The 19,500-nt window shown below is 65.2% G+C and carries 17 protein-coding genes; 12 read left to right on the forward strand and 5 right to left on the reverse strand.

Going from position 1 to position 19,500, the window contains the following annotated elements; genetic code table 11:
* The first annotated feature begins 189 nt into the window (after positions 1 to 189).
* The 8 genes from BJ988_RS02545 (at position 190) to BJ988_RS02580 (ending at position 9,363) form a co-directional block, all read left to right on the forward strand.
* Complete coding sequence (locus BJ988_RS02545) at positions 190 to 1,806, forward strand: 4Fe-4S dicluster domain-containing protein (RefSeq protein ID WP_179656537.1); 1,617 nt, start codon at positions 190 to 192, stop codon at positions 1,804 to 1,806.
* A 431-nt stretch (positions 1,807 to 2,237) separates the two neighbouring features.
* Positions 2,238 to 2,984 (forward strand): glucose 1-dehydrogenase, encoded by a 747-nt coding sequence (locus BJ988_RS02550; protein WP_179656538.1) that lies wholly within the window; start codon positions 2,238 to 2,240, stop codon positions 2,982 to 2,984.
* Between the two features lie 132 nt (positions 2,985 to 3,116).
* On the forward strand, positions 3,117 to 3,854 hold the full coding sequence (locus BJ988_RS02555) for an SDR family NAD(P)-dependent oxidoreductase (protein ID WP_179656539.1): 738 nt from the start codon (positions 3,117 to 3,119) through the stop codon (positions 3,852 to 3,854).
* A 44-nt stretch (positions 3,855 to 3,898) separates the two neighbouring features.
* The gene (locus BJ988_RS02560; RefSeq protein ID WP_179656540.1) at positions 3,899 to 5,143 is read left to right on the forward strand and encodes a cytochrome P450; all 1,245 of its coding nucleotides are present in this window, start codon (positions 3,899 to 3,901) and stop codon (positions 5,141 to 5,143) included.
* A gap of 35 nt (positions 5,144 to 5,178) precedes the next feature.
* Positions 5,179 to 5,394: a ferredoxin gene (locus BJ988_RS30850; RefSeq protein ID WP_343051422.1), complete on the forward strand. Its 216-nt coding sequence runs from the start codon at positions 5,179 to 5,181 to the stop codon at positions 5,392 to 5,394.
* A 495-nt stretch (positions 5,395 to 5,889) separates the two neighbouring features.
* Positions 5,890 to 7,527, forward strand: a complete 1,638-nt coding sequence (locus BJ988_RS02570) for a flavin-containing monooxygenase (protein WP_179656541.1) — start codon at positions 5,890 to 5,892, stop codon at positions 7,525 to 7,527.
* A gap of 84 nt (positions 7,528 to 7,611) precedes the next feature.
* Positions 7,612 to 8,355 carry an SDR family NAD(P)-dependent oxidoreductase gene (locus tag BJ988_RS02575; RefSeq protein ID WP_179656542.1) on the forward strand — a complete coding sequence of 248 codons (744 nt, stop codon included), beginning with the start codon at positions 7,612 to 7,614 and terminating at the stop codon, positions 8,353 to 8,355.
* Between the two features lie 36 nt (positions 8,356 to 8,391).
* On the forward strand, positions 8,392 to 9,363 hold the full coding sequence (locus BJ988_RS02580; protein WP_179656543.1) for an SMP-30/gluconolactonase/LRE family protein: 972 nt from the start codon (positions 8,392 to 8,394) through the stop codon (positions 9,361 to 9,363).
* Positions 9,364 to 9,398: 35 nt separating this feature from the next.
* Here BJ988_RS02580 and BJ988_RS02585 read toward each other — a convergent pair whose 3' ends face one another.
* The 4 genes from BJ988_RS02585 to BJ988_RS30265 all read right to left on the reverse strand — a co-directional run bounded on the left by BJ988_RS02585 (position 9,399) and on the right by BJ988_RS30265 (position 12,798).
* A complete protein-coding gene (locus tag BJ988_RS02585) occupies positions 9,399 to 9,716 on the reverse strand; it encodes a hypothetical protein (protein ID WP_179656544.1) in 318 nt (105 codons plus the stop codon).
* 28 nt (positions 9,717 to 9,744) lie between these two features.
* Positions 9,745 to 9,969 (reverse strand): hypothetical protein, encoded by a 225-nt coding sequence (locus tag BJ988_RS02590; RefSeq protein ID WP_179656545.1) that lies wholly within the window; start codon positions 9,967 to 9,969, stop codon positions 9,745 to 9,747.
* 145 nt (positions 9,970 to 10,114) lie between these two features.
* Entirely contained in the window at positions 10,115 to 12,523 is a 2,409-nt protein-coding gene (gene mobF, locus BJ988_RS02595; protein ID WP_246321390.1) for a MobF family relaxase, read from the reverse strand.
* Positions 12,499 to 12,798, reverse strand: coding sequence for a hypothetical protein (locus BJ988_RS30265; RefSeq protein WP_246321391.1), 300 nt, complete (start codon positions 12,796 to 12,798; stop codon positions 12,499 to 12,501). The genes mobF and BJ988_RS30265 overlap by 25 nt, the downstream gene beginning before the upstream one ends.
* Positions 12,799 to 13,211: 413 nt before the next feature.
* Here BJ988_RS30265 and BJ988_RS02600 point away from each other — a divergent pair, with 413 nt between their 5' ends.
* From BJ988_RS02600 to BJ988_RS02610, 3 genes are all read left to right on the forward strand, one after another.
* Complete coding sequence (locus tag BJ988_RS02600) at positions 13,212 to 13,721, forward strand: DUF4365 domain-containing protein (protein WP_179656546.1); 510 nt, start codon at positions 13,212 to 13,214, stop codon at positions 13,719 to 13,721.
* Positions 13,718 to 14,851 carry a hypothetical protein gene (locus BJ988_RS02605; RefSeq protein ID WP_179656547.1) on the forward strand — a complete coding sequence of 378 codons (1,134 nt, stop codon included), beginning with the start codon at positions 13,718 to 13,720 and terminating at the stop codon, positions 14,849 to 14,851. Before BJ988_RS02600 ends, BJ988_RS02605 begins: the two co-directional genes overlap by 4 nt.
* Before the next feature lie 155 nt (positions 14,852 to 15,006).
* Entirely contained in the window at positions 15,007 to 15,717 is a 711-nt protein-coding gene (locus tag BJ988_RS02610; RefSeq protein WP_246321684.1) for a competence protein CoiA family protein, read from the forward strand.
* A 235-nt stretch (positions 15,718 to 15,952) separates the two neighbouring features.
* Here BJ988_RS02610 and BJ988_RS02615 read toward each other — a convergent pair whose 3' ends face one another.
* Positions 15,953 to 17,365 (reverse strand): hypothetical protein, encoded by a 1,413-nt coding sequence (locus tag BJ988_RS02615; RefSeq protein WP_246321392.1) that lies wholly within the window; start codon positions 17,363 to 17,365, stop codon positions 15,953 to 15,955.
* Positions 17,366 to 17,481: 116 nt separating this feature from the next.
* Here BJ988_RS02615 and BJ988_RS02620 point away from each other — a divergent pair, with 116 nt between their 5' ends.
* The gene (locus BJ988_RS02620; RefSeq protein WP_179656549.1) at positions 17,482 to 19,491 is read left to right on the forward strand and encodes a thioredoxin domain-containing protein; all 2,010 of its coding nucleotides are present in this window, start codon (positions 17,482 to 17,484) and stop codon (positions 19,489 to 19,491) included.
* The last annotated feature ends 9 nt before the right edge of the window (positions 19,492 to 19,500 follow it).

Genomic DNA, 19,500 nt, shown 5'->3' on the forward strand with positions numbered 1-19,500 from the left:
TGGAGGTGGTGCTCATTGGGCACTTCTTCTCGCGGCTCGGGCAGGTGTGATGACACTCATGCATGGGCGGGGCATCGGCGGGGTGCTCGGAAGTACTCAGGTAACGAAACGAACGTTTGCTTGACAAGGGCCCTGGTTGATTGATTCCCTGTGTCTGGCATCACACAACAACGAACTCGGAGGCACTCCATGACCTTCGTCATCACACCAGGATGCTGTCTCGATGCATCGTGTGTGGCCGTGTGCCCCGTTCAGTGCATCCGGCCTCGGCCTGGCGACCCGGACTTCACCACCGCCGAGCAGCTTTACATCGATCCGGCTACGTGTATCGACTGCCAGGCATGCATGGACGAGTGTCCGATCGACGCGGTACACCCCGACTACGACCTGCCGAGCGAGTATGGCGACCTCGTGGCGATCAATGCCCAGTACTTTGAGAAGAACGCGATCGTCGAGTCCGCGGCGCCTGTCGCACGGCGCCCGAAGCTTCCGGAGGACCGCCCGACGCTGAGTGTGGCTGTGGTGGGCGCGGGCCCAGCTGCTTGCTACGCCGTGGACGCCCTCAGTGAGATCAAAGGCGTTCAGGTCTCGGTATTCGAGAAGCTGCCTACCCCGTTCGGCCTGGTGCGTGCGGGGGTAGCGCCAGACCACGCGCGGACCAAGGGGATCACCAAGCTGTTCGGGCGCGCTCTCTCCAGACCGAACGTGACCTGCTATTTCAATGTCGAGGTCGGGCGGCACGTGTCGATCGACGAGCTGCTTCAGCATCATCATGCAGTTCTGTGGGCTGCCGGCGCTGGAGGGGATCGGGAGCTCGTGATCCCTGGTGAAGGCCTGCCGGGATCCTTCTCGGCGCGTCAGTTCGTGGCTTGGTACAACGGCCACCCCGATCATGCCCGCGACGCCTTCGACCTGACCGGGCGAACGGCGCTCATCATGGGAAACGGGAACGTCGCTCTCGATGTTGCTCGTGCGCTGACTCAGCCGATCGACGCCTTCTCGAAGACGGACATGGCGGACCATGCCCTCGAAGCGCTCGCGCGCAGTGCTGTCGAAGAAGTCGTTATCGTCGCTCGACGAGGGCCAGAGCACGCGGCATACAGCACCGGCGAGCTTGCTGCTCTCGCGCGGCTCGATGGCGTCGACCTGATTGCCTGCGGACGTGACATCCACCATGAGCTGGACCCTGCCGACCCGCGTGATGCCATCCTGGTTGCGGCCCTGCAGCGTGCCCCGATCGCTGGCCGTCGCCGCATCGTGCTGAGGTTCGGATTGACGCCACTGTCGATCAACGGCGATGCGAACGTACGATCCGTCACGTTCGCGCGACTCGACGGCGAGCGCGAGGAACTCGAAACTGTCGACACCGGGCTCTTCCTTCGCGCGATCGGCTACAGGGGCACCCGTGTGTCACGCCAACTGCCGTTTGATGAAAGGACCGGGATCATCCCCAACGAGGGTGGTCGTGTGTACGAGGGGGATCCGGGCCATCCGATAACGGGGCTCTACTGCTCGGGGTGGATCAAGCGAGGTGCCACCGGAGTGATCGGCACGAACAAGATCGACGCGCGCGAGACTGTCGGCGCCTTGCTTGATGATCATCGGGCAGGCGCACTCTCCGAGCCACCACACGCTGCCGGGGACATTCGCCAGCTCGTCCTTGCCCGCCAGCCGGAGGTTGTCGACTACGCGACATGGCGAAGGATCGATGAAGCCGAAAAGGCTCGTGGGCGGGAGGCAGGTCGGTCGCGGGTCAAGTTCGTCAGTGTCGAGGAGATGCTGGCCGCTTCACGCCTCAACGCGTGATCAGGGCGTAGGCCGTATCGAGCGCACCTTCGATCGATAGTGAACCGCGCTCTACGTTGTGGTGGGACGTTCCGGCTCGGATCGGTAACGCTCTCTGACTGGGAGTGCTCGGCTCGGGTCGAGCAGCCTACAGCTGAGTTCCCCGGGGCGGGATCACCTGCTCGGTCCGCTCAGGCGACGCAAAAGACCCGCTGAACTTCCGGGCGGGGCTCTGTGTCTCCTGTCGCCATTCGCATCGTCAAAGCAGTTGGTGTCCCTGGCGCGCTGAGCCTCGCGCGGCCCAATGCTGGTTGACATGGACGCGCAGCGAACAACTGTTTGTTATTCACTTGGTCGAGATCGTTGACGAGGCCGAAGACGGTCAAGTACGGTCAAACAAGTGATTGTTTTCTAGTCATGGATCGGATACCCGCCTCCAGAGAGGGAGAGTCATGGGCCAGTTGGACGGCAAAGTCGCCATCATCACAGGCGCCGCGCAGGGGATGGGTGAGGCTCACGTGCGTCGCTTCGTCGCTGAGGGCGCACGGGTGGTCATGGCCGACATCAACGAGGATGAAGGTCGGCGCATCGCGAAGGAGCTTGGCGAGCGGGTTGTCTTCGTGAAGGCCGATGTCACGTCCGTTGAGGACTGGCGGACGCTCGTTCAGACTGCGTCGAGCGAGTTCGGTAACGTAACCGTGCTGGTCAATAATGCGGGGATTCTCGGCCCCATCGCCGAAACGGTGGAGATCAGCGAGGAGGATTTCCATACAGTCTGCCTGGTCAACCAGTACTCGCAGTTCTACGGAATGAAGGCCGTCATTCCGTTCATGCAGAAGGCTGGGGGTGGCTCGATCGTCAACGTGTCCTCCGTTGCTGGACTCGTGTCGATCGTCGGCGCGCCCAACCTCGCCTACGTCGGAAGCAAGTTCGCTTCGCGTGGCATGACCAAGCATGTGGCGGCGCAGTACGGCAAGGACAACATCCGCGCCAATTCCGTCCATCCTGGCTACATCAAGACGCCGATGATGGCTGCTGCCACGGATGAGGAAGGTGGCGGCATCGTCTCGCAGATTCCGCTCGGAAGGATGGCTGATCCTGACGAGGTCGCGCAGCTTGTGGTGTGGCTAGCTTCGGAGGCTTCCTCCTATGTGTCGGGAACCGAGCAGGTCATCGACGCGGGTCTGACTGCCCAGTAGTACTCACTAGGTCATCCGAGGATGGCTGAGCCCGCAGCCTGATGGGCCTGGCATTCATCGGCATCCGAAAAAACAAGTGATCGTTCGTCACGTGCGACCGGCCCGTGACACAACCAGATGGGAGACACGTTCATGGGACGACTTAAGGACAAGGTGGCGATCGTCACCGGAGCGGGTTCGGGCATCGGAGCTGCAACTGCACGACGATTCCACGAGGAGGGCGCGAAGGTCGTCCTGGCTGACATATCAGGAGCGCAGGACGTGATCGCCAAGGAACTTGGTGACGGTGCGCTCTCGATCGAGGTGGACGTCACCAAGGGCGACAGCGTCAAGTCGATGATCGCCGGCGCGGTGGAAACGTATGGCCGCCTCGACGTTCTCTACAACAATGCCGGAATTGACGGGGAGCTGCACCCGGTAGGCGAGATGTCCGAGGAGGCGTGGGACCAGGTGCAGGCGATCAATCTGCGCGGCGTCTTCCTCGGAATTCGCTACGCCATCCCAGAGATGCTCAAGACCGGTGGCGGCTCGATCATCAACACGGCCTCCATGGCGGCAACGGTCGCCTTCCCGAACATGTCGAGCTACTGCGCGGCCAAGGGCGGCGTCATCATGCTGACGAAGACTGCCGCCGCGGAGTACGCGGCCCAGGGCATCAGGGTCAACGCGATCAGCCCGGGCACCATCCAGACCGCCATCACTTCGCACCTTCCGGCCGACATGATCAACGCCATCATCGAGCGCAACCCGGTCGGCCGAATCGCGGACCCGAGTGAGGTTGCGAGCCTGGCCACCTTCCTGGCCAGCGACGAGTCCGCGTTCATCACGGGGGCTGACCACCTCATTGACGGCGGCTACACGCTCCTCTAGATCACCAACCGCCATCCCATCACATCCGAGAGGAAGAATCCGCCATGGAATCCACATCCGACAAGGCGACGTACACGGCGCCCACCCAGGCCGACATCGATGAGGCGATCAAGAAGTACGGTCGCGACATCTACAACGACTTCGACCTGGACGACCCCGCCTTCAACGAGAAGCACTTCGAGATCATCGACGACCTCGTAGAGAAGTGTCCGGTCGCGCACAGCAAGGTGGGCGATGGCTACTACATCGTCGCGCAGAACTCGCTGGTGAAGGAGGTGGGGCAGAACTGGCGAACCTTCTCGGCTGCCAGTGGGTACATGCCGAACCGCCCCGAGGGCGTTCCGTTCCTCTACCCCGAGGAGTCCGACCCGCCCCTGCACACGGCGTGGCGGCAGTCGCTGAACCCGTTCATGGGGCCGGGCGTCGTGAACGACTACGAGGATCAGATCCGCGCCGATGCGAACACTCTCATCGACCGCTTCATCGACAACGGCAAGTGCGAGTTCGTCAGCGAGTTCGCCGCGGTTCTCCCGGGCTGGGCATTCTTCAAAAACGTCCTCGGTGTGCCCGTCGAGGACCTCGACAAGCTGGTCGACGGCGTCGAGCAGGGCACGTTCTCGCCTGACCTCGAGGAGCGCGGCGCGAAGTTCGGTTTCGTTTTCGAGTACCTCGGCGAGTACCTCAAGAAGCGGTCGGAAGAGCCCCCGCGGGGCGACATGGTCGACATGATCGCGGCCGGCGTGGAGTACGAAGACGGCACGATGTCGCCCTGGGAGGACCGCGTTTCCGTGCTGGTCGACATGACCTTCGGAGGCATCGCGACTACGACGTACGTGATGGCCTCCGCGATCAACTGGCTGGCCGAGAACCCCAAGGCTCGCCAGTTGCTGATCGATGACCCGGAGACCTACGTGCCCCGGGCGATCGAGGAGTTCGCGCGGGTCTTCGCTCCGGTGGTCGCGCTGGGCCGGACGTGCACCAAGGATGTCGAGATCGGCGGACGCATGCTGTCCGAAGGCGACTTCATCCTGATGATGTACGCCGGAGCCTCGCGTGACCCCGCTGTTGTCGAGGACCCGAAGACGATCGACATCAGCAGGGAGAGCGTGCTGCACTCCGCCTTCGGGGTTGGCATCCACCGGTGCATCGGGTCGAACCTCGCGAGACTCGAGCTTCGAGCGACCTTCGAGGAGTGGCTCAAGCGAGTGCCGGAGTGGCGAGTGGTCGAGGAGCCGGTGTACATGACTGGCCAGCTTCGCTCCATCCGGTCGCTCAACCTCGCCTGGTAGTCATCAGGCGATCTTCATACTGGAAGGAGAGCGGCGTGAAAGCCCACATCAAACTCGGCTTCGATGGCGGCCAACAGGGTTGTACGGGGCACGGCCGATGCGTCGTGATGGCCGGTGAGCCCTTTGAGGTGGATGACAACGGCTACAACCTGCACCGCGGCGGCAGCATCGAGGTGCCGCCGGGCCTGGAAGAGGCGGCTCGGTACGGCGCGAAGGTGTGCCCTGAGAGAGCCATCCTCATCGAGGAGTAGTCGACTCAACCGAATTCTGTGCGCCAACCGGCTTTGTCCGGTTGGCGCGCAGTCGTCAGAAAGTGGGGACGGGCGGTTGCTGTGCCTCGCCCAACCGCGATGTCCCTCGCAGACTGAAGAGATCTCGAGCGCGCGGAGCACTTGCGTACCGTCCGGTCCGGCGGCAGCGCTGTCGCCTCGAACGGTGGTCGTCCATTGCAGCAGTTGCCCGTGTGAACCTGAAGGAATGGTCTGGTGGTCCAGCCGGGCCTGTCGGGAACCCAGTCCGACTGCGGGGCAGTGGGGCGTAGCTGAAGGGTCCAAGGATGCGCCTGATTGGACGGTTGACGAGCAGGCGGGGGCATGCGAAAGTAGAAACAAACAATCGTTTGTAAGGTAGTTGGAACTGCTGCCAGCCGAATTCGTCCGCGATGTATCCGGACTGCCTGCGCCACAGGGCGAGATCGACGCAGGACGGGCCTCAGTTCGCGACGGGCCGATGAGAGGAACACTGAGATGACGAAAGAACCCGATTTTGACGCTGTGGTGATCGGCGCCGGTATCAGTGGCCTTTACCAGGCCTATCGCCTGCGGGAGATGGGCTACCGAGTGCTAGGGGTCGAAGGGTCAGACGACATCGGTGGGGTCTGGCACCACAACCGCTACCCGGGGTGCCGCATCGACTCCGAGAGCGAGGTGTACGGCTACTTCTGGAATGACCAGCTCATGCAGGAGTGGAACTGGTCAGAGCGCTTCGCAGCCCAGCCCGAGGTTCTGCGGTACATCCACCGCGCGGCCGAGATCATGGACATCCGCAAGGACTACATCTTCGACGCCAAGGTCAACAAGGCCGTCTTCGACGAGAAGAACAACTTCTACACGATCGGGTTCCAGCAGCCGTACCGGGCGCCTCTCACCGCGCGCTTCGTCTTCTCGGCACTCGGCCCCCTGTCGACGCCGCAGATGCCCAATCTTCCTGGCATCAACACCTTCAAGGGCGAGAGCTACCACACGGCGAACTGGCCTCGCGACCCCAACGGGTTCGGCCCTGCAAAGCTGGACTTCTCGGGTAAGCGCGTCGGCGTCATCGGGGTGGGGTCGACCGGCGTGCAGACTATCCAGGAGATGGCGAAGGTCGCTGGACACCTGACAGTGTTCTTGCGCGACCCGAACTGGTGCACGCCTCTGGGCAACGGTCGCATGACGCAAGAGCGCATGGACTACATCAAGTCCAACTACCAAGAGTTCACCGCGAAGTGCGACGCGTCGCTCGCCGGCTTCCCGCACGAGTTCATTCAGAAGAATCTCTTCGACGTGCCGAAGGAGGAGCGCGACGCCACGCTCGAAGAACTCTACGAGGGGCCGGGATTCTCCCTGTGGCTAGGGGCATACCAGGACGTGCTGTCGGACCCCGACGCGAACAAGTACGTGTCGGAATTCGTCGCGCAGAAGATCCGTGAGCGGGTCAAGGATCCCCAGACCGCCGAGTCGCTGATCCCCAAGGACCACGGCTTCGGGATGAAGCGGGTCCCGCTCGAGACCGGCTACTACGAGGTCTACAACCAGGAGAACGTCTCGCTCGTCGATCTTCACGCGACGTCGATCACCTGCATCACGCCCGAGGGCATCGAGACCTCCGACGGCCTGCACGAGCTCGATGTCATCATCTACGCCACTGGCTTCGACGCGGTCAAGGGATCATGGAACCGCATCGACATCCGCGGCGTCGACGGTGTCGCGCTGAAGGAAGAGTGGGACAAGGGCCTCACGACCTACATGGGCATGCAGACTCCCGGTTTCCCCAACTTCTTCATGCTGGTCGGGCCGCAGAGCGGCGCCACCTTCTGCAACATCCCGCGCTGTTCGGCCATGGCCATCGACTGGCTGAGCGACATGATGATCCAGGCCAAGGAAGCTGGAGTCCAGCGCATCGAGCCCGAGCTCGCCGCGGCCGAGAGTTTTACGCTCTACGCCACCAAGCTGCAGGGGAAGCTGCTGTTGGGCCAGACCAACTCGTGGTTCACGGGGGTCAACCAGAACATCCCGGGTCGCGACAAGCGCGAGGTGCTGCTGTTCGTCGGTGGCAACCCCAGGTTCCAGGCGTACTGCAATGACGTACGCGAGAACAACTACAAGGGCTACGTCATGTCGTGATGCTGAGCGGCCGCGGATCGCCCAACGAGGCGAGGCCAGCGCGCGCGAAGCGACCACGATGAAATCTAGCGAAGGAGCAAGGCAATGACTCGTCTGCCCGGCAAGACGGCAGTGGTGACCGGAGGCGGAAGTGGCTTGGGGTCGGCCATTGCCACCGCCCTGGCAGCAGAAGGGGCGCATGTCCTAGTGGTCGACCGCCACGCCGAACCCGCCGAAGACGTCGTCGGGAAGATCACGGCAGCCGGTGGCTCGGCCGCCGCCGAGACGTTGGACATCGGCGACCGCGAGGCCGTGATGGCCTTCGGTGCGCACTTGGTGGAGCAGTACGGCGCGATCGATGTGCTGGTGAACAACGCCGGCATCTCGCCGCGGAGCCGGCCCGAAGACCCCGACCAGGCGGAGAGGTGGGATGAGATCGTCAACATCAATCTCACCGGGCATTGGGACGTCACGGTGTCGATGCTGCCAGCGCTGAAGCACCCGGGTGCGAGCGTCATCTTCCTCTCGTCGATCGCGGGGTTCACCGCACCGAGGTCCAGCGCCGCCTACGGTGCCACCAAGGCGGGCGTACGGTCGCTCGTCCAGTACTTTGCTCGGACTCTCGGCCCGACCGGTGGTCGCGTCAACGGTCTGGCGCCGGGCCGCATGAAGAGCGGCCTGATGACAGTCACAGGCGATGGCAACGCCAAGTTCCTCCAGCGGGTGCCGCTGGGGCGGGTAGGCGAGACCGATGAAATCGCCGGTCCGGCCGTTTTCCTCGCGTCCGACATGTCGTCCTACGTCACGGGAGTCACGATCCCCGTCGATGGCGGTTACCTAGCACTTTGATCGAGCGCAACGCTCGGCGGAATCAGGAGGAGACACATGGGGCTGACCCCGATCAAGCCGTTCGAGGCGGCGGATCTGACGCAGGTCGGCACCGGCCTGAATCGCCCGGAGTGCGTTCTGGCTGCACCGGACGGATCGCTCTACACCGGTGACTGGACTCTCGGCATCGCGCGGATCTCGCCCGACGGGACGACCGGCCCTGCCGTCGAGTCGGATCTGATTGCGCAGGGCTTCCGGCCGAATGGGATCGCCCTGACCGCGGACGGTGACTTTCTCTTCGCCAACATGGGCAGAGCGGGTGGCGTCTGGCGGGTCGACCGCCAGGGAGCCGTCCACCCCTTCGCAATAGAGATCGCGGGCCGCCCAATTCCGCGCACCAACTTCGTGCTGGTGGACGGCGACAAGGTGTGGATCACCATCAGCTCGCTGGCACGCCACCATGAGCACTTCACGGCAGAGGAGGACTCCGGGCAGATCCTCCTGGTGAGAGACGGTAATGTCACCCTTGCGGCTGACGGGTTGAACTGGACGAACGAGATGCGGATCTCGCCCGACGGTTCGTTCTTGTTCGTCAACGAGACATTCGCCTGCCGCACCACGCGATTCGATCTGGGACGAGACGGCTCGCTGAGCAACCGCGTCCATCTCAACTACCCAAGAGGCACCTTTCCCGACGGCATGGCGTTCGATGCTGAGGGTGCGCTCTGGGTCATCTGCGTCCTCTCTAACCGCCTCCTCCGTGTCGCACCTGACCTGACATGGACGACTCTGTTCGAGGACGTCGATCGCGCGGAGCTCGACCGTCTCGCGTCGGCCCACGTCGAGGGGCGTCTGACGTGGGATGACATCTCGCGCAGTCGCGGGTCTCGGGTGTCCAACCTCGCCAGCGTCGCCTTCGGAGGTCCGGATCTCAAGACGCTCTACCTGGGCGGTCTTGGCGTCGAACAGGTGCAGGTGCTGCGGTCCCCGGTCGCGGGAGTGCCATTGGCACATTGGGGTGAAGCATGATCGTGTCATTTGGAGATGCTCCGCGCGAGGATCGGCTAGGCAGACCGTCGGCGCTTGGGGCGGGGGAGCAGAGCGGCGATGGCGTCAAATGCGGGCTCGCCCTCGGGCGTCGTGTCCAGCGCGGCTTCGGCGGCGGCCATGCGGCGCTCCTCCCAAGCCAGGAGCTGGTCGAGGCGCCAGCGGCGGGGGTGGACGAGCACAGGTGGCGGCACCATTGTTCGATCCTTGAGGTTCTGGTAGCCCCTGGTCTTGCCCCAGCCATATCGCTCCATCACGTCGTGTGCGTCTAGGAACACATGGCGCGGGTCGTCATCCCAGGAGGATGCGACGAGTCGGTCAGATCGCTTGGTCATCGCCGAACCTTTCCTGCGCGTCGGGCGGTCACCCGCCGTACACGAACCGGCGCACCTCGGCGACTGTTGTGTAGATGCGGCCGGTCTTTCCCAGGCGTCTCCATCGCACGCCGACCTTGCGTCGCTTCCAGTCGCGGACGGTGCGTGGTGGTGTCTGGATCAGGGTGCAGAACTGTTCGAAGGTGAGGAGGGCGTCGTCCTCCCACTCTCGCGGGACCGAGATCGGCGTCAGGCTTTTCGAGTTCGGGCTCATGCCTTCCAGGATGAGTGGGGGAGGTATCCGCTTTCGTACCCCCTGGGCGGGGGATCCGAGGGGGTACGTTTGGGGGATCTCAGTGTTTCCGCAGGTCAGGGGGATGCTCCCTCATGTACTCCCAGTTTTACTTTCGTGGCGTTGATCAGAGGCCGATTTCATGGCTCGGTGAGCTGGGGGATGGGCTGGGACGTTGGGCGTACGTCTTCTGTGGGCGTCGTATCCGGGGTTGCTCCCCGTGGGAGAGCAGTCTCGCCGGGCGGCGTGTGGGCTGTGGTCCGTAGGTGTTGATGTCGGCGGACGCGCGTTGTGCGGCATGGGCGGGTCCGAGGTCGGCGCGGTCGCGGCTGAACACGTCGATCCATTGTCGTCGCGCGTCCTCGAGGTTGTCAGCGACCAGATGAGCGAGGTTGCTATGGCGACCGCGGGTCATGGCGACGTACGCCGCGGCTGCGCCAGTGGTCTCGTCGATTGCGACGTGTGCCTGGTCGACGGTCTCGCCCTGGGCGCCGTGGACCGTGGTCGCGTAGGCGAGCTCGATATGGTCGTGCACGTAGGTCGCCGGTACTCGCGTTCGGCGGGCTCGTCCGTTGAGCCGCAGTCCGCCGTCGGGGTCGATCCCGGTGACGGTCCAGGTGTCCCGGTTGGCGACGCCGAGGTCGCGGCGGTTGCGGCGGGTGGTCACCCGGTCCCCGGCTGTGATCGCCTCGCCCCGGCTAGTTAGGACACCGTTCGCAGCGGCCCTCGCCGTGGCCCGCTCGCGTGCGGCCGCGTTGAGGTCTGTGACCTGTTCCCGGGTGTCGGCCATGACCATCGCGGTCCCGGATGCGGCGATCTCGGCCATGGCAGCGGTTCGCTCGACGGGAGAGGGATGCAGGACGATGACGCCGCGTGCCGCCAGCTCGTCGAACACGTCACCTGGGTTCTGGCCGGTGCGCATGTGCAGGGTCAGCGCGGCGTAGGTCTTGTCGGTGAACCGGTGCACTGTGGAGAGTTCGAGGGTGTTGTTCGGGTGTGCCCAGCGGGTGGCGTGGTCGAGGACGCCGCCGCGGCCGACCGCGGGGAGCTGGTGGCGATCGCCCATGAGAACCAGGCGTAAGCGGTGTTCATCGGCGATCGTCAGCAACGCCAGGGCGGTGTCTTGGTCGAGCATCCCGGCCTCGTCCACGAGCAGGACGTCCCCAGGGCGCAAAGGCGCGGCGGGCGCGAGTCGGTGAGGAAGGCGGCGGTCCCAGTGGCCATCGTCGTCCCAGCGGAACCCGTGCTGGCGTGCCAGCCAATGGGCGGTGCTGGCTGATGTCCCGATCTCCCGGGACGCTACCTGTGCCCCCTTCAATGTTGGCGTCACCACGAGCATCCGTCGGCCACGTCGCCCCAGCAGGTGCTCGGCCGCAGCCAGCGTGGTCGTTTTGCCCGCGCCGGCGGCTCCCTCGACCACGACGAGCCGTGCTGTCCCGGCGATAGTCGCCACCACTTGGCGTTGGGCCGGGTCGAGCCCGCTCCCGCCGCGGACGGGGCGGATCGGCAGCGGATCGCCGCGGTGCGAGGCCCGTGCAGAGAGCCGTGAGACCAAGGCGTCCTCGACCGCGACGACCCGCTGTGAGGTGAGTGAGCGTACGTGCACAGGTACGTCGCCGCGGTTCAGCACAGGCTTGCTGGCGGCGACGGCTCGGCCGGTGAGGTCTTCGGCCAGTTCTCGGCGCACAGTGCCTTCGGCGACGATTCCGGCCGAGGCGATGATCTTCTCCACTTCGCCGCGGACATCGGCCGCGTTCCACGCAGATCTCCGTGCGCCGAGACGGCACAGGACAAGGTCGACGACCACCTGACGATCTAGCCGTGCGATCGGCGTCCCACCCATGGCGGTTGCGGCGTTGGGCGGAGTGAAGCCGAGGTCGTGGAGCTCCTCGTGCCACCTGGAGACCATGGCTGCGCCGTCGACTGGTACGTCCTTGTCCGGCCGGCCCTCGGCCCAAGCCCGGCGGCCCCAGCCCCGCCGCAGCGCCGGACCTGGGCTCTGCCCGGGGTGCTGGTGGCGCCACTCGGCTTCGTAGCGGTCGAGGTTGCGTACGATCTGAGCCGATCGATGACTGAATCCGCTCGCGTATGCCTTCAGTTCCCGGATATCCCCGTCGGCGTCCAGCGTGTAGCCGAATGCCGCCAGCGTGCGCCTCATCTCCGGATCGCAGGCAACCGCAGCGTGCCCGATCCCGTTGATCGCCTCGATGCTGTCGACGGTTCCGACCGAGTGCAGGCCGCGCCACTTGCCAGCAGCGGACACGCGCGCGTTGAACTGAAGATGCAGGTGCCGGTGGGGATCGCCAGCACGGGAGGTGTAGTGCCTGATCAGCGCGACCTCGATCTGCTCGACCGGGACCTGCACCTGCCGACCCCGCGGCCCCACCCGCGTGGTCGAGTGCCGCGCCAGCCAGTCGATCACCTCCCGCGCGGCCCGCTCCTGCGCGGCCTCGTAGACCCGAGCGATCTCTGGATGCTCAGCAGCAGCGAGCGACCACGACTTCGGCCCGTTCACGACAACTTCGACGAACCGCAACGCCTGCTCATCCTTCCGCAACCGCCCTTCGGGCGGCCGGTCTCGACGTCGTACCCGGCCACCCAGGACTCATAGGTTTCCCCATCCATGCTCGCTGCCGCCCGGACCACCGGTTCGCCATATCCGTCGATGTCGGCGACGTACCTGGACGCCACCCCAGACCCCTCGGCAAGGTAGTAGTCATCGGCTCGCGAGCGGTCAGCCTCGACATAGGAACGGGCCGCGGCTGCTGCGCCGCGATAGAACTTGATCCCGCCGTGCACGCCCTTCGTCACCGCCCGTCACACCTCGTCACACAGCCCTGAAATGACGCTCGGACCGCCCAAGTGGGCGGACCGTTCTACGGACCTTCGTAGCATGCGTGCCGAGGATCAGATAGCGATGGAAGGACGGCCGTGAACTGCGGTTTCGCAACTCGGCAATTGTCGGCAACCCCCGGCAGAGGGAGACGTCGACAGGCTCTGTTGCTAGCGACAGTACCGTCCGCGGGATCGGCCTGGGGTTGAAGATCAAGCTGGTCGTTGAAGGGTCGACATTCCCGAGCCCTGCACATTGTCAAACGGCACACAGGTGCAAAGCTCGCGCCCTACCATGACGAACGAACCTTTGCCGGCGCGGTGACACGGCGTTCCGGCGTGAACGTGGCGCGACGAGCAGGAGTGGGCACCGTGGCAGATGACGGAACGTCATGATCACCAACCCGGCGAATACAAACTGGAATGACAACCGGCGGCGAGGACGATACGGAGTAGCGTTCGTACGCTCGCTCTGCGCGCAGGCTGGAGTCGGCTTCTTCGAAACGCCTGCTGACGAGGACACCGACGCGATCGACGCGATGATCAAGTTCACCCGCGGCAGCGTTCCCGTGCAGGTGAAGTGCACCGGCCAGTTCAAGGTTGGCGAGGGCAACGCGACCCTCGACCTCGATCCCGGCTGGGTTGCTAAGTGGAGCGCGGAGCACATTGCGCCGTACGTGATCCTCGTCAAAGTCCCGTCGGCGGTCCCGGATTGGCTCGATCACGGAGCTGGCGACAGAACGTTGCATCGCGCGCTTGCCCTAGCCACCCGGTTCGATCCAGCGCACCACCGGACATCAATTACCTTCACTAGAGCCGATCGAATGTCCACCGAAACGCTCTATAGATGGAGCGACGATCTCGACGCCTTCTACGGGCATCTCGCGGGCGGCGCGGCGTGACCCGGTCCGTCCCTGCTCGTGATGTTGCGGCTCTGCTTCAGCGGACCTCGTGGACGCTCACCGTCGGCGGTAACGACGAGCGGGCAGACCTCTGGGAGCATCTGGATTCCGGGGCATCTCTCTATCTGCCGCACCGCCTCAATCTTGGATCGTTCGTTTGGTCTGACGTCTTGGAACGGATAGGGGCGGTGCTACGCAAGCCGGCCTCGGAAGTTCTTCGAGACATCGAGCTTGGCTGGTACGACGTCACGCGGTTTCGCGTGGACAGTGACGGGCTTGGGACTCAAACGGTTCCTCTCGACGCCGCTGCGACTGTCGTCAACTCGGCATTTGGCATGCTTCGGGCCGCGGCGACGACCGCGAGACAGCCTCGCCAGGCGATCGGACAGAATTACTCCAAGATCGGCGACGAACTCGCCCGCCAGGCACGCCTAGCCCACACCGAGCCTGGCTCCTTCGTCTTCCCGGTCCTCATGAGGGTCGGCGAGCCCAGCACCGAGGACCATCCGAGCCTGGAGGGTCTTGACGAGGTCACCCCAGAGTCGAGTGAGCGACGCATCGTCCGGACGTTGGCGCAAGCTCTCCAAGCGTTCGATCGCCACGTCGTTCAGCCGGCAACTGATCCGAGTATGGAGTCTCTTCTCCCAGTGATCTACGCCGGTGGCGCCAAAGAAATCTTCAGCCAGCTTCTTAACGCGATGAAGCAGCCAGCGGTCGACTGGGTCGAGACAAGCTTTGCCTGGGCGGCAGAAGAGCGCGCGCCAACGGACTTGCCGGAGAAACTGACGTTTCCGATCGAGTCACAAGAGCTCGTAGAACGTGCGGTAAAGGTGCTTGCGGGGCCGTCAGCCGAGCCTATTCGGGTGATCACGGGCCCGATCGTCCAGATCCGTCATCTACCGGGTGAACCATTCGGTGAAATTGCAGTTCAGAGCCCGAATCCGCGCAACTTCAAGGTTGGCCGCATTGAGATGCGAGTGCGTGCAGATCAGCTTGGCGAGATCCACCTATGGATGGATTCTGGCACGACTGTGGTGGTCGAGGGCATCGTTGAGAAGCGTCCGAATCGCGCTGCGCGGCTCCGTGACCTCGCTGTGCCGCGTGATCTCGGTGGGCTGATTGAGGGGTGACGACCCCCGATGGAACACCAGCGACTCCACTTGCGGACTTCCGCGAGTGGGGCGGTCAGTTCCTCTTCGCAGCTCAGCGCGATGACCCGCGGGAGCTGGTCTACCTCGAGCAAGGTGCTGCACGGGAGCAGCGCGCCTTCGCGAGAGTGAATCTAATGTGCGCGGAACCAGGCTGCTCCGCTCCAGAGATCACTACCGTTCATCGTGCTCCCGGTGGCCGACGCGACGGCTATCGCCACCTGAACCGACCCGATTCCGCAAGTCACGGACCTGAGAGTGTGCTCCATCGACAGGGCAAGGCCTTGGTCGCGCGCTGGGCTCGCGCACAGCCGAACGTTGCAACCGTGGAGATCGAGGCTCCGCTCGATGGTCGCCGGCGGATCGCTGACGTCCTTCTGACTTCCGACGCCGGGAACAAGATGGCGATCGAGGTGCAGTACTCAGGGCTGACAACCGCGGAATGGAAGGAGCGGACCGCCGCGTACAAGGCGCTCGGGATCACAGTGGTGTGGATATGGGGAAACATCGGTGCCTTCGCGCCGCGACGGACTCGAGTTCTCGACGTCCACCGCGAGATTCTGCGGCGACGGATGCCGATCATTTGGATAAACCCAGCCCACGAACGGATCGCGTGGGCCGGCCTCGAGGACGACTACCCAAGGTTGCTACCAGCGAACGTTCGGAGACATGGGTTTTGGTTCGGGTCTCTTGACGACCTTGAACTTCGGGCGACTGGCCTGTTCCCGCCCGGCTTCATCGACGCCCGCATTGCCTCGAAGACGACCGCGATGCGCCCGAGGCGGCCGAGGTTGAGCAGAGGGTTCGAACGTAAAGTGGACCAGATCGCAAGCGGTCGCGCTCGGTGATTGGCGTCGCGAGACGAGCCCCATCGCGGCTAAGCATCCTGCCTCGGGTGTTGTCACACGTATCCGGCCGCCAAGCGCGTCCAGGAGCAAGCTTGTCGAATGGCGGCTGTACCGCCGGGACTCAATCAGACTCTTCGCAATACAGCGGGTGGCTCCTGAAGCGCTCGTCGGCGCGTGGGTTGACCTAGATCGGGGTGTGTAGGCGGGGCGCGCGTGTCAGAGGCTCTTGATCAGTTCACAAATCAGCGAGTTTGCTGACGGAGTCACGCAGCGCGTCCTCGCCCGCGCGGACATAGTGGTTCAGGACGGTGGTGAGCTTGTCACCCAAGTACTGGGCGACGACCTCCCACGATTCGCCCAGCTCTTCGTGGAACCACTTGGTCGCCGCGTGGTGGCGGAGGTTGCGGTAGACGATCGTGCGGGGCCAGGCGTTGTCGGGGTCGTTCTGGTCGACCCAGGCGCGGACGCGGTGCCAGCGGTTGTTATGGAGCTCGGGCTTCACCGGCAGGCCTGTGGCGGTGTCGACGAAGAGCCACTGCTCCTCTTCCGGAGGAATCGGATAGTTCCACCAAGCGAGACTTCGGTCGGGTGCGCGGGCTGCGAGGTCGGCTCGGCGCTGGCGCTCGACTTCTTGAGCATTGATGACCTGACGGAGCGTCGCGGTTGCGGGCAGTCCGAGGAGCTCCTTGACGCGGGGGAGGAGCTCCTCGCGAAGTAGCGTGCCCGGGAGAGGAACTTCGTGCAGGACGTGGTTCTTGACCGGGCCGCGGAACCCGGGCTGGTGGCGCGGGGTGGTCCAGGAGCCGTTGACGTGGAGGTAGCCGCCGTCGAAGAAGACGTCGATCGCGCGCAGGGCGTTCTGCTCGCCGAGGCGCAACCCGCCATAGCCGGCGACGCGGATCTTCGTGCCGAGGAGAGGGAGTCTGGTCATCAGCGGGTCAGTCCCGTCGGTGCCGCAGAGCTTGTCGGCGGCGTCGGCCATGGCGCGCACCTGGCGGGTCTCGGGGCGCAAGCGTGGGTCGACATAGTGGCTGGTGGCTCCCTGGAGGACGGTTGCCCGTCCGATCTCGAGCCCGTCGAGGGGGTCGACCGAGCGGTCGAGCCAGCCCAGGCGCCAGGCGAGTTTGCGCATGGCGGCGAGCTGTCCGCGCAGGTCTTCTCGGCCACGGGTAGAGAAGATGGTCTGGGAGCCTTTCTCCATCACCTTCCGGCTGTGCTCCACCCGCCACTTCGCGACAGCGACGTCGCCGATGGTGGGGAGAATGTGCGCGTTCAGCCTCGACTCGCGGCCCTGGATCGTGCGCGGGTGCTTGTCGCGCTCGTGGCTGTCCCTGATGTACTCCTGACCGAGCATTCGGATCGTGCGCGCGGCGCGTACGTCGGCTCGGGCCGGTGCCTCCGTCGCCGTGTCGAGAGCGGCCTCGGCTCGGGCGAAGATGTCGCGGGCTTCGGTCTCGGTGCTGGCTCGGCGAAGCACGCGCTCCCAGGGCTGGCCGTCGCCGGTCGGTGACCGGAACATCACCTGGTAGCTCGTGCTGCCTTCGCCGGGGGCGTAGAGGCGTACCCGCCAGGCTCGTTTGGTCCCGCCGAGCGTGCGGGGCTTGCCCTGGGCGAGCAGCGTCGGCTTCTTGCGAGGTGGCATCCGCATGCCTCCTAGGGTGGGGGTGGGTCCGGTGCGGACCTACCAAGATCTGCTTCGTGTATCACTCTCGTGTATCACGGACCCGATTATGATACACGTGCCACTCGTTAGGAGTGATGGAAATGGCCAACCATCTGGCTGGTGCGACGAGCCCGTATCTCCTTCAACATGCAGGTAATCCCGTGGATTGGTGGGAGTGGGGAGCCGATGCCTTCGCGGAGGCAAAGCGTCGTGATACACCAATTCTGCTGTCGGTCGGCTACGCCGCATGTCACTGGTGCCACGTGATGGCGCACGAGTCGTTCGAGGACGAGGCGACCGCGGCGTACATGAACGAGCACTTCGTCAACATCAAGGTCGACCGGGAGGAGCGGCCGGATGTGGACGCGGTCTACATGGCGGCCACGACGGCGATGACCGGGTCGGGTGGGTGGCCGATGACGGTGGTGCTCGACCACGACGGCAACCCGTTCTTCGCGGGAACCTACTTCCCGGACATGCCTCGCCACGGGCAGCCGGCGTTCACGCAGGTGCTGCAGGCGCTCTCGGAGGCGTGGACGCAGCGGCGGTCGGAGATCGGGGCGGTGGCGGAGAACGTACGTCAGCATCTGACCGCCATCTCCGGGGCTGACGGGACAGCGGGCGACTGGCAGGTGGACGTCGGTGCCGCGGTCGAGACGCTGGCGGGTCAGTTCGACCCGATGGCGGGCGGGTTCGGGGGTGCTCCGAAGTTCCCGCCGTCGATGGTGCTGGAGTTCCTGCGGCGTACTGCCCTCTCGGCGTCAGAAACTGACTCTTCGGCGCCAGATTCTGACGTCTCGGGGAGGGCTTCGCACATGCTGGCGCGGACCGTGGCGGCGATGGCCGGCGGTGGGCTGTATGACCAGATCGGGGGCGGGTTCGCGCGCTATGCCGTCGACCGCGGCTGGGTGGTTCCGCACTTCGAGAAGATGCTCTACGACAACGCCCAGCTGATCGGGCTCTACGCCCGGCTCGGCACCGAGCTCGGCGACCGGGTCGCGCGGGAGAGCGCCGACTGGATGATCCGCGAGCTCGGCACCGCCGAGGGCGGCTTCGCCTCGGCCCTCGACGCCGACAGCGAGGGGGTCGAGGGGAAGTTCTACGTCTGGACCCCGGCCGAGCTCGTCGCGGTCCTCGGCGCCGAGGACGGTGCCTGGGCCGCGGAGGTCTTCGAGGTCACCGAGGCGGGGACGTTCGAGGAGGGGGCATCGACGCTCCAGCTGCGCCATCGGCCCGACGACACCGAGCGGCTCGAGTCGGTCAAGACTCGGCTCCTCGCCGCGCGTGAGGAGCGGGTCCGCCCGGCGCGCGACGACAAGGTCGTCGCGGCGTGGAACGGGCTGGCGATCGGTGGGTTGGTCGATGCCGGGGTGCTGCTGGGGGAGCCGCGGTACGTCGATGCGGCGGTCGCGGCAGCGGAGCTGCTGTGGCGGGTGCACGTTCAAGGCGCGCGCCTGCTCCGCGTCAGCCGCGACGGCGCAGCAGGTGCGCACGCGGGCGTGCTCGAGGACTACGGCTGTGTTGCCGGCGGCTTCCTGAGTCTGGTCCAGGCGACCGGCGACAGCACCTGGCTCGACCGAGCCACGGCGCTGCTCGACACCGCGCTGACCCATTTCCGTGCCGAGGACGGTGGCTTCTACGACACCGCCGACGACGCGGAGGCGCTGGTCACCCGGCCCAGGGATCCCTCCGACAACGCGAGCCCCGGTGGCACCAGTGCGATGGTCCATGCGCTCGTCACCGCGCACGCGCTCACCGGTGAGGGCCGCTTCCGCACCGCGGCCGAGGAGGCGCTCGCCGCCACCAGCAACCTGATCACCAAGGCGCCACGGTTCGCCGGCTGGTCTCTGGCGGCTGCGGCCACGATGGCCGAGGGCCCGCTCGAGATCGCGGTCGTCGGCCCGCCGGGGCCGGACCGCGACGCGCTCGCGGCCGCTGCCCGGCGCAAGCCGGGCGCGGTGGTGGTCGTCGCCGACGAGGCGCGCGAGGACATCCCGCTGCTGAGCAGCCGGACGTCGGTGGACGGGAGGGCGGCGGCGTACGTCTGTCGGGGGTTCGTCTGCGAGCGCCCCGTCACGGAAGCGGCGGACCTGGAGAGGGCCCACACCTGAGCGGTGACA

It is taken from the genome of Nocardioides panzhihuensis (assembly GCF_013408335.1).
In the GTDB taxonomy this organism is placed as follows: Bacteria; Actinomycetota; Actinomycetes; order Propionibacteriales; family Nocardioidaceae; genus Nocardioides; species Nocardioides panzhihuensis.

What these genes read in the sequence shown, in the direction of transcription:
- BJ988_RS02545 (WP_179656537.1), top strand. Translation starts at nt 190, where the DNA reads ATGACCTTCGTCATCACACCAGGATGCTGTCTCGATGCATCGTGTGTG.
- BJ988_RS02550 (WP_179656538.1), top strand. Translation starts at nt 2,238, where the DNA reads ATGGGCCAGTTGGACGGCAAAGTCGCCATCATCACAGGCGCCGCGCAG.
- BJ988_RS02555 (WP_179656539.1), top strand. Translation starts at nt 3,117, where the DNA reads ATGGGACGACTTAAGGACAAGGTGGCGATCGTCACCGGAGCGGGTTCG.
- BJ988_RS02560 (WP_179656540.1), top strand. Translation starts at nt 3,899, where the DNA reads ATGGAATCCACATCCGACAAGGCGACGTACACGGCGCCCACCCAGGCC.
- BJ988_RS02570 (WP_179656541.1), top strand. Translation starts at nt 5,890, where the DNA reads ATGACGAAAGAACCCGATTTTGACGCTGTGGTGATCGGCGCCGGTATC.
- BJ988_RS02575 (WP_179656542.1), top strand. Translation starts at nt 7,612, where the DNA reads ATGACTCGTCTGCCCGGCAAGACGGCAGTGGTGACCGGAGGCGGAAGT.
- BJ988_RS02580 (WP_179656543.1), top strand. Translation starts at nt 8,392, where the DNA reads ATGGGGCTGACCCCGATCAAGCCGTTCGAGGCGGCGGATCTGACGCAG.
- BJ988_RS02585 (WP_179656544.1), bottom strand. Translation starts at nt 9,716, where the DNA reads ATGACCAAGCGATCTGACCGACTCGTCGCATCCTCCTGGGATGACGAC.
- BJ988_RS02590 (WP_179656545.1), bottom strand. Translation starts at nt 9,969, where the DNA reads ATGAGCCCGAACTCGAAAAGCCTGACGCCGATCTCGGTCCCGCGAGAG.
- BJ988_RS02600 (WP_179656546.1), top strand. Translation starts at nt 13,212, where the DNA reads ATGATCACCAACCCGGCGAATACAAACTGGAATGACAACCGGCGGCGA.
- BJ988_RS02610 (WP_246321684.1), top strand. Translation starts at nt 15,007, where the DNA reads ATGTGCGCGGAACCAGGCTGCTCCGCTCCAGAGATCACTACCGTTCAT.
- BJ988_RS02615 (WP_246321392.1), bottom strand. Translation starts at nt 17,365, where the DNA reads ATGCGGATGCCACCTCGCAAGAAGCCGACGCTGCTCGCCCAGGGCAAG.
- BJ988_RS02620 (WP_179656549.1), top strand. Translation starts at nt 17,482, where the DNA reads ATGGCCAACCATCTGGCTGGTGCGACGAGCCCGTATCTCCTTCAACAT.